This is a genomic window from Alkalibacterium sp. f15 (assembly GCF_049389645.1).
Lineage (GTDB): Bacteria > Bacillota > Bacilli > Lactobacillales > Carnobacteriaceae_A > Alkalibacterium.
In genome coordinates this window covers 558,299-572,642 of record NZ_CP186540.1, presented here as the reverse complement: position 1 = coordinate 572,642, position 14,344 = coordinate 558,299, and the positions used below count along the sequence as shown (strand labels likewise).

11 protein-coding genes are annotated in these 14,344 nt (G+C 36.9%); 10 read left to right on the top strand and 1 reads right to left on the bottom strand.

From position 1 onward, the window contains the following. Window positions 1-18 precede the first annotated feature (18 nt). The 3 genes from ACO1PF_RS02920 to ACO1PF_RS02910 all read left to right on the top strand — a co-directional run bounded on the left by ACO1PF_RS02920 (window position 19) and on the right by ACO1PF_RS02910 (window position 6,317). Window positions 19-1,440, top strand: a complete 1,422-nt coding sequence (locus tag ACO1PF_RS02920) for a DASH family cryptochrome (RefSeq protein ID WP_423189862.1) — start codon at window positions 19-21, stop codon at window positions 1,438-1,440. Between the two features lie 416 nt (window positions 1,441-1,856). Continuing rightward, the gene (locus ACO1PF_RS02915) at window positions 1,857-2,729 is read left to right on the top strand and encodes a hypothetical protein (protein ID WP_423189861.1); all 873 of its coding nucleotides are present in this window, start codon (window positions 1,857-1,859) and stop codon (window positions 2,727-2,729) included. Window positions 2,730-2,855: 126 nt separating this feature from the next. Further along, window positions 2,856-6,317, top strand: coding sequence for a hypothetical protein (locus ACO1PF_RS02910; protein ID WP_423189860.1), 3,462 nt, complete (start codon window positions 2,856-2,858; stop codon window positions 6,315-6,317). 390 nt (window positions 6,318-6,707) lie between these two features. On the opposite strand, the gene ACO1PF_RS02905 is transcribed toward ACO1PF_RS02910, so the two are convergent. Further along, window positions 6,708-7,922 (bottom strand): HD-GYP domain-containing protein, encoded by a 1,215-nt coding sequence (locus tag ACO1PF_RS02905; protein WP_423189859.1) that lies wholly within the window; start codon window positions 7,920-7,922, stop codon window positions 6,708-6,710. A 174-nt stretch (window positions 7,923-8,096) separates the two neighbouring features. Between ACO1PF_RS02905 and ACO1PF_RS02900 the strand changes: the two genes are divergently transcribed. The 7 genes from ACO1PF_RS02900 to ACO1PF_RS02870 all read left to right on the top strand — a co-directional run bounded on the left by ACO1PF_RS02900 (window position 8,097) and on the right by ACO1PF_RS02870 (window position 13,936). After that, window positions 8,097-8,705: an N-acyl amino acid synthase FeeM domain-containing protein gene (locus tag ACO1PF_RS02900; protein WP_423189858.1), complete on the top strand. Its 609-nt coding sequence runs from the start codon at window positions 8,097-8,099 to the stop codon at window positions 8,703-8,705. Next, window positions 8,705-9,463: a ThiF family adenylyltransferase gene (locus ACO1PF_RS02895; RefSeq protein ID WP_423189857.1), complete on the top strand. Its 759-nt coding sequence runs from the start codon at window positions 8,705-8,707 to the stop codon at window positions 9,461-9,463. Before ACO1PF_RS02900 ends, ACO1PF_RS02895 begins: the two co-directional genes overlap by 1 nt. A 229-nt stretch (window positions 9,464-9,692) precedes the next feature. Then, entirely contained in the window at window positions 9,693-10,016 is a 324-nt protein-coding gene (locus ACO1PF_RS02890; protein ID WP_423189856.1) for a hypothetical protein, read from the top strand. Between the two features lie 238 nt (window positions 10,017-10,254). Beyond that, complete coding sequence (locus ACO1PF_RS02885; RefSeq protein ID WP_423189855.1) at window positions 10,255-11,466, top strand: SH3 domain-containing protein; 1,212 nt, start codon at window positions 10,255-10,257, stop codon at window positions 11,464-11,466. A 556-nt stretch (window positions 11,467-12,022) separates the two neighbouring features. After that, entirely contained in the window at window positions 12,023-12,583 is a 561-nt protein-coding gene (locus tag ACO1PF_RS02880; protein WP_423189854.1) for a dihydrofolate reductase family protein, read from the top strand. A gap of 37 nt (window positions 12,584-12,620) precedes the next feature. Next, complete coding sequence (locus ACO1PF_RS02875; RefSeq protein WP_423189853.1) at window positions 12,621-13,118, top strand: DUF7000 family protein; 498 nt, start codon at window positions 12,621-12,623, stop codon at window positions 13,116-13,118. 107 nt (window positions 13,119-13,225) lie between these two features. Continuing rightward, complete coding sequence (locus ACO1PF_RS02870; RefSeq protein WP_423189852.1) at window positions 13,226-13,936, top strand: SAM-dependent methyltransferase; 711 nt, start codon at window positions 13,226-13,228, stop codon at window positions 13,934-13,936. Window positions 13,937-14,344 lie beyond the last annotated feature (408 nt).

Below are 14,344 nucleotides of genomic sequence, written 5' to 3'. Positions count from 1 at the left end.
ATAGAGGAGTAGATAAAGATGAATGCCATCTGGTTTCGAAACGATTTAAGGCTGCACGACCATCAGCCGTTTTTGAATACAGTTAATAATGGTGGAGAAGTGCGTGCCGTATTTGTGTGGGATGAGCGATTAGAAGAACGATCTTTAAACATGAAGCGGATGGGAGAAAACAGACGACGCTTTTTGATTGAAAGCCTAGAGGATTTGGCAACTTCTCTGCATGCCTATGGAATCAGCTTGACTATTGTGCACGGGAACGTCGAAGAGGTTATGTCGAGCTGGCTGATTGAGCAGCGTATCGAGCATGTTTTTGTGCATGACCATCCTGGGTTTGAGGAACGCCAGGACTTGTCAAAAGTTATGGCAAAGATGCCCGAAACTAAATGGCACGTGAGTGAGGGCCATATGCTGTTCAGGCGTGACCAGCTGCCTGTCGAACTGACAGCATTCCCCATGTCGTTTACACGATTCAGGAAAAAACTTGAAACAAAACTGCTTGTTCCCCAAAAAAACCACCCATACACCGGAGCAGAACGGGATGTGATTCAGGAGTCCTCGGGAAAACACCCTGAAATGAGACCGATTAACATGCCTATGGCTCTTGAAGAGTTAAAGGACATGTATCCCGGAAGCGTAGGTATTGTGAAGGGTGGAGAAACGGCAGGTCTTGAACGGCTGAGTACCTATGTGAAGGATCCGAAGCGTCTCTTCACTTATAAACAGACACGTGACGGACTGCTTTCTTTTGATGACAGTTCCAAGCTTTCTTTTTGGCTTGCAAACGGTTGTTTATCACCGAAAAGAGTATATCAGACTATTATGCAGATGGAAGCCGAGCATGGCAGAAACGAATCCAGCTACTGGTTGTTTTTTGAACTGCTTTGGCGTGAGTATTTTCAGTGGCTCATGCTAGCCACGCAAGGGCGCTTGTTTTTAAAGAGAGGATTGTTGGAAAAGGAATTGATCTGGTATGACGACTTGAGGCACTTTGAAGCCTGGAAAAAAGGAGAAACCGGCTATCCACTGGTTGATGCGGCCATGGTGGAATTGAATACCACAGGTTACATGAGTAATCGGGCAAGACAAAACGTAGCAAGCTTTTTGACGAAAAATCTTGGTGTCAACTGGCTCTGGGGAGCAAGATATTTTGAAGAACAGCTCATTGATTACGATCCCGCAAGCAATTACGGGAACTGGGCATACCAGGCAGGCGTCGGAACGGACATGCGTGAACTGCGTGCTTTTAACGTCGTGGGTCAAGGCATCCGCTACGATCCGAAAGGACGTTACGCTAAGCACTGGTTGAAGCTCCCCGAGAGTTTGCCAGGGCACGTGGTTTATGATCCTGAAGAGTTGCGAAAATGCGTTGAGTGGCCGCAGACTATTGTAGACCAGGAAGAATCTCTGAGGAAGCGAAAAAAAGAATTGGGCCTGGGGTAAACCTTTCAGAACATCAAGGTCATCTCCAATAAATCCTGTGTGAATGGGCGAAAGGAATGTATACGTTGAACAGGTCGCTCGACTGTATATTTGCTGACTTGACATTCTCATTGTAAAATAAATCAAATAGAATGATATTTCCTTAAACATAACGCACTGGGCACTTTATTTGAAGGCCTGAATATGCTAGTCTATGAAGTGAAGGCGTTATGTATTATCAGCTAGCTTCTGAGTTCTAACGTAAACGAAAAAAGATTCCAGGTTGATTAACAAGACGTTTCCAATAACTATGAGAAGCAAAGAGGAAATTAGCGATGAAATCTGCTATTCACCTTTCTACTGTCCAGTATAAGGACACTAGAAAAGATAGGTTTTAAGAGCTAATCTATACTGAGAATTGATTAGGAGGGTAAAGGGTGTTTTATTTAGAAAATGACCGTTTGAAAGTTGAAATACAAAAACCAGGGGAATTATATAATGGATCAAGGTTTGATTGGACCGGTTTTATCAGTCAAATAACCCTGGATGGAAGCATCAGTTATTGCGTTCCCGAGCAATTAGAATCGGGTAAAGGCACAGGGGGACTGGGATTCTGTAACGAATTTGGGATTGATTTACCCATTGGGTTTGAAGCAATAGAAGTGGGAGAGTTATTCCCGAAAATCGGTGTAGGTCTACTGAAAAAAGATCAGGAAACCGATTATGACTTTTTTAAACCTCATGAGGTGCAGCCTTCACAGGTCAAAATCAGGGAAGCAGCTAGTGCGATAATTTTTGAAACCGCCAACAGTAGCCCTAGTGGTTACGGGTATCATTTGCTCAAAGAAGTAGCGATTGAAGATAATCGCTTGATCATCAGCTATAGGCTGACAAATACTGGCCAGTATCCCATACATACCAATGAATATTCGCATAATTTCATTGGGATAAACAATCAATTTATTGGTGAGCATTATCAAATGACGATGCCAAGAATGAATCAAATCGACGTAACAGCCGGTTCTATTGTCAGGTCTCAGGACCATTTGACCTGGCCAGCAACACCAGAAAGTGATTTCTATGCCACCATTGACTGGAAAGTAGAAAACGGCTCTTACAACTGGGATGTGTATCATGGTGAAGTTGGAGCGGGTGTTCGAGAACTATCCGAGTTTCAGCCTTCCAAAGTTGCCTTATGGGGACATGCCCATGTGGTTTGTCCGGAAGTGTTCATCGCTATAGAATTAAACGCTGATGAGACGAAATCATGGAAACGGGTGTATGAGTTTTATCAAGACACTGAGTCATGAACGAGTGAAATAATTATTATCTTCAAAACTTTTATTTTTGCAAATGCCTGTATTTATAAAATTAAGCGCTTAACCCTTTGTAATACTTTGATAACCTAAAAAAATTGATTTAGAAAGGAATATATAATGAAAAATAAATCCACCTTGTACTTTGGAAATGCACCTTTGCAGGATGTAACGAAAAACATTTCGCTGGAAACGGTGACCGTAAATGAAGAGACTTATTTCAAGATTGAAAACTACAATCAAATGAATCCATTCTTTATGACAGTAGTAAGTGATGCTGATCATTGGATGTTTATATCAAGCACCGGTGGACTGACTTGTGGACGTAAAAATGCGGAGTCAGCACTGTTTCCGTATGATACAGATGATAAAATTCATGATAGTATTGAAACAACCGGATCACATACAATATTCATCGTCACTAAAGATGAAAAGAATTTTCTTTGGAAACCTTTCTCTTTGCATAATAGCAATGTATATAAGATTACAAGAAACCTTTATAAAAATACCACCGGAAACAAAATCATGTTTGAAGAGATCAACCATGACCTGGAGGTAAGTTATACTTATACATGGAAGAACAGTGATTTGTTCGGATTTATTAAAGAATCTAAGCTGGTCAACTTGGCAGAAAGCGATATAGAAATCAGAGTCTTGGACGGTATTCGTAACATCCTACCTTACGGAATCAATACCCTTTTGCAGACGACAAAAAGTACACTTGCTGACGGCTATAAACGAAGTGAATTAGTGAAAAAAGCGGGGATTGGTATCTATACGCTGAGTTCGATTTTAACAGACAAAGCTGAGCCAAGTGAATCATTGAAAGCAACGACGGTCTGGTCAAAGGGACTGGATAATCCTAGCTATCTCTTGTCAGAGCAACAAATCAAAACTTTCTCCCAAAATGAAGAGATTCAAACTGAAATGGATGTTAAAGGTAGAAGAGGTTCTTATTATGTCGCAGATTCTGTATCCTTAGAGGCACGCAAGTCCAAAGACTGGTTTATCGTTGCAGAACTAAATCAGAGTGCTTCAGATATTGAAAAACTGCAAATATTTATTTCGAAAAATGAAGCGCTTAACCTCAAGGTGGAAGCGGATGTATCAAAGGGTGACTTTAATCTTCAAAAACGTGTTTTTGAAGCAGACGGATTCCAAAAAACGGCCAATGAAAAGGCCAGTTATAGGCATTTCTCAAACACCCTTTATAATATTATGCGTGGAGGAATATATGCAGATGGCTACGAGATAGACAGAAAAGATTTCAAAACTTTTGTAAAAACTTGGAATAAAGAAGTCTATGAGAAACAACTGATTTTTATGAACCAACTGCCTGAAACATTTAATTATAATGAACTGCTTAGTATGGCAAAAGAACTTAACAGCAAGGATTTCGAACGCTTAGTATTTGAATACTTACCGCTGACGTTCAGTCGACGACATGGTGATCCAAGTCGTCCGTGGAATAAATTTAATATTGAAGTTTCCAAAGATGATGGTAGTAAAGCGCTTAAGTTTGAAGGGAACTGGCGTGACATTTTTCAAAACTGGGAAGCTTTGTCTATTTCCTATCCTGAGTATGCGGAAAGTATCATTGCCAAGTTCGTAAATGCATCAACAGCAGACGGTTATAACCCTTACCGCATTACGAAAGATGGCATTGACTGGGAGAAGCTTGACCCTGAAGATCCGTGGTCAAACATTGGGTATTGGGGAGATCATCAAATAATTTATCTTTTAAGACTGATGGAATTATCAAAAGCTTACAATCCTGAAAAATTAAAGGATCTTCTTCATAGAGATATTTTTGTCTATGCGAATATACCATATAGAATCAAAGGCTTTGATGCGCTAGTCACCGATCCGAGAGACAGCATTGTTTATGACGATGAGAAGGAAAATCGTATCAAGAGCAGAACCGCAAATGTTGGATCAGATGGCAAGCTAGTGTTCAACAAGGACGAAATATACAAAGTTAACTTAATGGAAAAACTTTTGGTTACTCTGCTGGCTAAGTTTTCTAACTATGTGCCTGAGGGTGGTATTTGGATGAATACACAACGTCCAGAGTGGAATGATGCCAACAATGCTCTTGTCGGGAATGGATTGTCCATGGTTACTCTGAATTATATGCACCGTTTCCAGGTCTATATGAGTCAACTTGTTAAGGAAATTGAAGAGGACTCTATCAAGATTTCGGTTGAAGTGCTTCAGATGTTTAAGGATACAGCGGCGGTATTGAAAGATAGCAAACAGTATCTAGGCAGTGAAATGTCTGATGACACGCGTTTTGAGATTGTAAAAGCTTTAGGTGAGATTGGTGAAAACTATAGAAATACCTTTTATGACAAAGGTTTTTCTGGAAATAAAGCGGGACTTTCTATAGAATCCCTTGAAGAATTTATTGAGGTTTCAATGAGTCATTTACAAGATTCAATTAAAAAGAATAAACGTGAAGACGGTTTATACCACTCGTACAATCTTATCCGATTCGATAAGGAAAGCTGTAGCGTATCAAATCTTTATGAGATGTTGGAAGGTCAGGTTGCTGTCCTAGGTTCAAGGGCTTTGGATGGAAAAGAAACCATTTCCGTTTTAGAGGCGCTTAAAAATAGTTCTATTTATCGTGAAGACCAAAACAGCTATATGCTCTATCCAAATCGTGAACTGCCTAAATTCCTAGATAAAAACGTGGTTCCTGAAGAAGCAGTTATGTCATCAACTATTTTAAAAGAAGAATTGAATCAGAATCGCACAAGGTATATTGAAAAAGATATTAACGGGAATTACCACTTTAACGGTCGATTCAGAAACGGTGATGAGATCGAAGAAGCGCTGAAAGCCACAGAAGAGTATAAGGATCTAGACATTAAAGTCGTTAAAGAAATCTTCTCTGATTTGTTTAACCATCATGCATTTACAGGACGCTCCGGCACTTTTTATAAGTATGAAGGTTTAGGCTCTATTTACTGGCACATGGTATCAAAACTAGTCCTTACGACACAAGAAAACTTTCAGGACATCTATAGTCAAAAGGGTATGAACGGAGAAGCTAGGGGCCTTATGGAGTACTATGAAGCTATCAAGGCCGGCATAGGACTAGACAAATCACCAGAACAATACGGAGCATTTCCGACAGAGGCATATTCACATACTCCGGGATTTGCAGGTGTTCAACAACCAGGTATGACTGGACAGGTCAAAGAAGACTTTATCTCTCGACTAGGTGAGTTAGGAGTCAAGGTAGAGGAAGGACGTGTTCAATTTAAACCAGTGTTATTAGCAAAGTCTGAGTTTTTAAATGAGACGAAAGCCTGGTCCCTGCCTAGGAACAGTAATGCTATGGATACAGAAACGATCCAGCTAGATGAGAATTCATTAGGATTTACATTCTGTGCTGTTCCGGTGATCTATTATTTAGAGGGTAAAAAGAAAATCATCGTTTGTTACAAAGATGGTACAGAAAGTATTTTTGAAGATGAGGATACTTTAGATATTCTAATTAGCCAAACTATTTTTAGTCGTGATAGTAATATCGATAGAATTAAAGTGACTATAGACGATAATCTATTGCAATGATCTTTGAGTTCTGACCAATCATTTGATTGATTAAATGGTAGAGATTCCATATTGAAGACAATTGCATTTATATAGTTGAAATAACTTGGTATCAATAAATTTAGCGGTTTTCAAGTATATATAGGTGCTATATAATCCCTCGGACTAATCGTTCGGGGGATTTTTTCGGTTCTATAACAAATGGCGTTAATGAGAGTAAACTCATTAACGCCATTTGTTATAGAATTTTTCCCCCTAAACCGAGTTATGGATCTTAACTACATTATTATGCCAGATGTTTCATGGAATTAGGAATAAAGGACTAAGTTAGATACTATTTAAATAAAAACCTATATCTTTTTTGAAATAAAATGGTATTATTATGAGAGAAGAAATATTTACAAGATATTATTATAAAAAGCTGGTTATTTTTTCTAATTCATCAAATGGATCATGGAAATCAGAATGTATTTTGATGAATTCTAGTTTAGCAGCTTCGAGGGCTTGAGAAAAATTAGGATCAAACTGTGTGCCTATACCATCTTCTAATTCTTGAAATGCCTCTTCAGTAGTAAGCTCATTTCGATAAGCTCTAGTCGAGGTCATTGCATCGAAAGCGTCAGCAACTGCCAATATTCGAGCCTCTAATGGAATCGCATTTTCTTTTGACCCTGTGGGATATCCTTTTCCATCCCATCGTTCATGATGATAAAGGACACCATTTTTCAATCCCTTTAATCCTTCTATCTTTTCGACCATTTGTGCTCCGAAAGATGTATGGGTTTTAATGATTTCATATTCTGTATCTGTTAATTTTGCTGGCTTTGTTAAGATCTGTTCAGAAATGTTTATTTTGCCAACATCGTGAAGGAGTCCGCATAATCGTAAGTGTTTAAGCTTTTGTTTATCCTGATATTCAGGAAGCTGTTTAGCTAATGCAACAGCATATTGACTAACTCTTTCGCTATGTCCAAATGTGTACAGATCCTTTGCTTCCATTGCTACAATAAAGCTTTGGACGACTTGTTCAAGTGTTGTTTCCATCGAGTCAATAACTGTATTAACTTGTTTATCATAAAGCATGTTCAGCTTTGATAATAGTAGATAGCTAAATGTTGTCACGATAATATAAAGTAAAATACGATTAGAAATATCGATATTATCAGCTAGAAAATACGAGTTCATCGGAAAGCCGATACTAACAATACTTAAACTTAGAAGTCCCAATAATGAATAAGAAATCAACAGCATTCGTTCGCCATATAAGCTATTAATAATCGGTATTAGCAGGAAATAACTCCAGGCTTCTGAATAGCCTGAACCAAAATATAAACTAATTCCTACAAATATAACAAACAGTAAGACAACATGAGTCTTGAATTTTTTTGAAATATCTGTATAACGAAAGAATAAGAGAACAATAGATAATACAGAGAAACAGAGTAATAACACACTAAGATTTGCACGAGAATAAGGAAGATCAAGCCATTGGAAGATAGAATTCCAACCGATACTTAGCATAATGTAAATCAGGGAGATTTTTAGAATTTGATTGTTCAAATTCTTGTGATAGTTCATAATTAATTTTTGTAATAATTTTTCCTTTTCAGTTGCAATTTTATGCATGCTGTTTATCATCCTATATTTTTATATTTTTTAAATAACTAGCCTATAAAAGTTTAACATTTTTTTGGTTAAATAACTATAAACCAAAAAAAAAATGTCGGAAATGCTTTTAATTCATTGTTGATTCACGTTTAATAGAAGAGTGACAAAAACCTTTTCAGGGAGTGTGCTAAATTGGATGTCAAAGAAGAATATTTTTTTGGAAAAGCAGAGGGGGCTTTAAACAAGGAAGCAATTGCATTGCATCATCAGCGTTATAAAGAAGTTGGTTTTTTTAAACAAAATGAGAATGATCTTTACAAAGATTTTTCAACTTATTTTGTTGTTCAAAATGCTGATTTAAAAAAAGTTGTTGGAGTTACTAGACTCATTTTTATGTCATTGGATGATCTTCCAACTATGAAACATTTCAATATTTTTGATATTGAAAAAATGAAATTAGCAGGACTTGAAAATAATAAATATGCAGAAATCAGCGCATTTACCAAGATGCCGAAACATGATGTGGGATTAGGGCTAATGAGAACAGTTTTAAGTTATTCATTAAATAATGGTCTTACACACTGGGTTTGCTGCATCGATGAGAGAGTATACCGATATATGCAACGAATCTTTAAATTTCCATTTGAAGTCATAGGCGAACCGAATGTTTATCTTGGTTCGAAAACAATTCCATGTGTTATGAATCTATCAGAATGTCTTGCAACATTAAAGGTGAAACGACCTACCTTATATGAGTATTTTGTGGAAAGTGAAGAAAATTTACTGGAGGGAATAAAATAATGATTAAGGATCAATTTATTCGAAATTTAGGTATTATGACAGAAGAAGAAGTTCAGAAACTTCACGAGACAACGATTGCTATAGCGGGCTGTGGTTGTATAGGTGGCTTTTCTGCTGAATTACTTGCTCGCATGGGTGTTGGTAAATTGATCTTGGCAGATCCGGATGTTTTTGACGTTTCTAATATTAATCGACAATGTGCATCAACACATCTTACAGTTGGACAGAAAAAAGCAGAAGCATTAAAAAATCATTTACTAACCATTAATCCCGACATCGAAATCGACTGTTACCATGAAGGCGTGAATGAAATGAATGCACCATCTTTTGTGGATGGAGCGGATTATGTAATTGATGCTATTGATTATTTTGCATTTCCTGAATCTGTCGCTCTCCATCGTGCGGCTCGTCAGAAAGACTTGTTTGTGACGACTGCGGTAGCTCTGGGTTTCGGCACTTCCGTGATGACTTTTTCTCCAGTGGGATTAAAGCTTGAAGAATACGTTGGTATACCAGAGAATAAAACAATTGATGAATTACAAGGTCAAGCATTTCCGCCTTCGAAATATACTCAAAAACTTCCTGATTACGTAACAGAAGAAAAAATAGCAACCTGGATTGAAGACCGTGCCATACCAACAATCAGCGTAGGGCAGGCATTAGGGCCAGGTATACTTGTTTCCAAACTTGTTTTACATATATTAGACCGAAAAGTTCCCCAGATCGTTCCAGAATATTTTCAATTACAATTTGAGTAAAGATAATTATATTGACTCAACAGTGATATTTTTAAAGAACTAATTGTTTCTTTTTAGAAAAAGTAATCTTCTTTCATTAAATTGAAAGAAGGTTACTTTTTTATTTATACAATATCTTAGTTTGCTTAGAATTGATTGTTTACGACTATGCTATTACATGCTTTTTTATTTTTTTTTGATTATAATGATTCAGGAGTTACATATAAGAAATCAAAAGGAGTGTATAGACATGGATAGAGTCGCACTGTTAATATTGGTTCTTATGACTGGAGGTGCAGCGATATCCTTTTTGCTTTCAAAATTCTTTAATAAGAAATGGGTATGGTATGTCCCAAGCATGATTGGGGTACTTGTTATCACGTATGTTACCTTTAGGATAGAGACTGAAAACATGGAGGGATTTGAAGAACTTGGATATGTCATCCTGACTCTAATGGTGGCAACCTTTATGATAGGGAATCTTCTGACAAATGTCATCATCTACCTGAGAAGAAGGAAAAAAAACGGAATGTCGAAGGAAATACAGAAAAAGAGGCATAAAGACGGCATTTAATTCGAAGGAGGAATAGAATCATGGATGGCAGAGAAAGATTCGATTCATCAACTATTTGTCACAATTAGAGGGTTTTGCAACAAAGGGAATCACATTAAAAATAAAAAACTAGCTGTGTAGAATAAATTTCAAAAAACATGATAATAGTAATGGTTTTTAAATAAAGCAGATTATTATTTAAAGACAGAAGGTTGCACATAGTATAATGCCAGACTAAATGGCGGATAGGATAGGTAAGATGATAAAGAAAACACATTTAAACGCATTAGCTTTATTTTTAATAGCTACTGTTGGTTTAGCAGGATGTAATGAACAGGGTACAGCACCGGAATTGATGCAGAACGAGGAACAAAAAGAAAATAATGAAGAAGAAAGTAAGTCGACGATTTTTGGGAACCAAGAAGGTTTCGTGTATGTCAGTGCCGACAGGTTGAGTGTCAGAGAAGAGAGTAGTGTCCAGAGCGAGATACTAGGAAGTCTGGATAGAGGGAGTGAAGTAGAAGTTCTCGAAGAAAATGAAAGTGAAGAAACAACTTGGTATAAAATCAATTATCAGAATTCAGAGAATAATGAAGGATGGATTTCGTCTGAATTTACTGTTGCCGACAATAATGAATTGCATTCCTCACCCGATATTTTTGAGGATGAGGAAATGAATGAGTATTTCACTTCTCCTACTCTCTTTGAAGATAATACAGTTGTGGCTTATTACGGGCATCCCAATTCAGAAGTAATGGGAATCGTTGGCCGTCATCCGATACCAGAACTTATATCCCTTTTAAATGAGACCACCGACAGTTATGATGCTGTAGATGAAAGCAAAGGTGCCATACCGGCACTCTTCCTTGTCTACGGAACGGTGCAGCCCGGAGGAGAGATACACAAGATGAATTACGATCTTGTGATGTCATATATCGAGGCGGCTTATCAGAGCGGCGTACTGGTCTACCTTGATAATCAGATAGGAAAACATTTACCAGTCGATGCAATGAATGAACTCGCCCCCTTTTTAAGATATCCCAATGTTCACCTGGCTCTTGATCCAGAGTGGCGCACGGACAGACCGATGCAGGAAGTGGGGCATTTAACTGGCACTGAAATCAATGAAGTTCAAGAAACCATGCGTGACTATATCGTTTCCAATGAGATTCAGGGTACAAAGCAGTTTGTTTTCCATCAATTCACTGAAGAGATGATTCGTGAAAGTGGGGACATAACCAGTGATTACGATCCGGTGCTACTCGTGCAAAATACATCCGGATGGGGTTCTCCTGAAGGGAAAAGAATAATCCATGATAGACATGCAGAGACCACAAATATACCGTATAAAGGTTTTAAACTGTGGTATCATTATTCAGACGAGCCAGGGGTTCATTACGATGATCCGTTGATGACTCCTGAACAGGTTTTAGATCTAGATCCGCAACCGGGACTGGTTACTTATCAGTAATTTATTTAAATTAGAAAAAAATGAAGAAAAAAGACGTTTCCTATCAGCGGAAAGGTCTTTTTTTTGCATGCGAAGCCAAATTTTTTTAGAAGGATATAATAAACAGATTAAAAAGTTGAGGAGTTAAATTTAGAGAATAGCTCAAAAAAATTGTATACTAAATGTCTAATAATACGACGATTTAATTGGAAAATACAATGATTAAACGTGTAATAACCGTTTAATGTCATGTAAAAGTAAAGGTGGAGAAACTCGTGAAATCTTTTAACAATGATTATAATAGAGGTTATTCATAACTGGATGCTGATATTATTCAACTATTTCGTAACGAGGTCATAAAAGATACTATTGATGGCTTAAACGAACGGTTAGGTAGTCCCCGTTTTCCGGAGAATCTCCCAGTTGATTTAAACGTATTAGGTGCGTTATTATTTTGCATAATATGAGTAACCGAAAAGCGTATGTGATAACTATAATCGCTCAATTAGAACATAAATATCTTGGCAATATTAATTTCAATTATTAACTATAAATTTATAATTCCAGGAGGATTCAGATGGGAAAAATCATCTTAGGTTTAACACTATCTTTGGATGGCTTTGCAGAGGACCTTGAGGGGAGTTTCACCCCATTATATACAGACATGAAACCTCTCAAAGAAACGGAACTTATGGAGGAATCTATATTAAGGACGGGTTCTGTTGTCATGTCAAAAAAAGAATTTGAAATGGCTGAGGATCCAGATTTGTATGCAGATAATTACGAATTTCAAGTACCCATATTTGTCTTCACAGATAAGGAACCTGAAAAACATCCAAAAGAAAACGATAAATTTACTATTACCTTTGTTACCGATGGACTTGAGAGTGCAATCAACCAAGCAAAAGTTGCAGCGGGGAATAAAGATGTTACGATTATTGGCAGTGCAGAAACTACACCACTTTGTTTGAATGCAAATTTGGCCGATGAGTTACAAGTAGATATCGTGCCTATACTATTAAAGAATGGCTATAGACCCTTTGAGAATATTGAAAATTTAGATATCAAATTGGAAAGAACTCTTGTGGTTGAACTTCCAGCAGGTAGAACGCATTTAAGATATGAAATCAGTAACTAATCGTAATTATGTTAGATTAAAGGGAGGTATACTAGGCATGGAATCTCTTAATGAACATTTATCGGAATATGGAAAAATTTTGCGCGAAACGAACTTACAAAAAGCATACAAAGAGTTAATGCAATACATCAAACTATTACGTAAGCACTTTAAAGAGAATCATCCAGAGTATGACGTTTCAGTAAATCTTTATCAAGGTTATATGGATCTGACATTTTTTTCACTCACAACCAAGTTGGTAAAGCGGAAAAGCCTAAAATATATAGTGGTTTTTAGGCATGATAAAATGCAATTTGAGGTGTGGCTCTCTGGTAACAACAGAGCTATAATGTCTGAATATCACAAAAAATTCAGCATGTATCCATTGGGAGAATATGTCTTAACAGCTGATGAAACAGGAATGTCATCTATCATTGAAGCTGAATTAGTTGAAAATCCTGATTTTGACAATTTGATTGAGTTAACTAAACAAATAGATACAGGGGTAATAAATTTTATTGATGATATTGAAAAAAATTATTTGATCAGTGAATAAGATGCTTTAAATAAATAGACAAAAACCAGTATGGAATTGGATTTCATACTGGTTTTTTATAAAAAATAACGGTATTGAGAAATAGTTGAAATTGGAGGGGGTCAGGAATGAGTTATTATTTTAAAACTGAAAAATATGATAAAGATTTCCTTTCTGAAAATATGATGGGTCCAAACCCTATGCTTATTGTAGAAGAATTAACTCAAAACGTCACGTTGAAAAAAGGAATGCGAGTTCTCGATTTGGGTTGTGGAAAGGGTCTTAGCTCAATATTTCTGGCAGAAAAATTTGGTGTACAGGTTTTTGCTGTTGATTTATGGGTGTCAGCCACTGATAATTTGAAACGTTTTAAACAGATGGAAATTGACGATTTGATTATTCCTATTCATTCGGATGCATTAAAGCTACCATTTGCAGATGGGTATTTCGATGCTGTAATCAGTGTGGATGCATACCACTATTTTGGAAATAACGATCACTACTTTGATGAAAAATTGAAACCCATTTTAAAAAAAGGAGCTATAGTTGCTCTAGCATTTCCTGGTATGAAATATGAAGTGCACGATGCTGTTCCTGTAGAAATGATGCCCTATTGGGAGGAAGAAGCACTTGAAATGTGGCATTCCATTGACTGGTGGAAACCAAAGTTTGAAAAATCGTTATCAGATTTTCATATAAAAGAAATGCAGTGCTTTGATAAAGCATGGAATGACTGGCTTTCTACTGAAAATCCTTATGCCATTGAAGACAGAGCGATGATAAATGCTGATGGTGGTAGATATATGAACATAATTGGTCTGATTGGTAAGTTGATATGATTACTTGTAATTAATTTAATATGATCCTGAAAATCTATTATATGGATAGTGCATCAAGTGAAAAAAGTTTATCCAGAAAAGAATTTGATTGTATGATAGAGGAATACCATGACTATGAGATGGAAATGATCATTGCAAAAGACATCGACTGATTTGAAGTGATCTGTTGAAATCTTTCAGATGTGTGAAACATAATAAAGAACTGACAATATCGACTTGTTTCCGTGAACGGGAAAACACACTCAAGACTTCAAGATTAGCCTGTCGTTTGATGTATAGACAGTCGTACTGTTAACTAAATAATATTATTTAACCCTTGAAAATGACGTGTTTATCTTGTTTTCTGGGGTTTAATCTTTTGTGGGGGCAAGATGATAAATGGGTTTTTGAAGGTGTTCACGAGGGAAT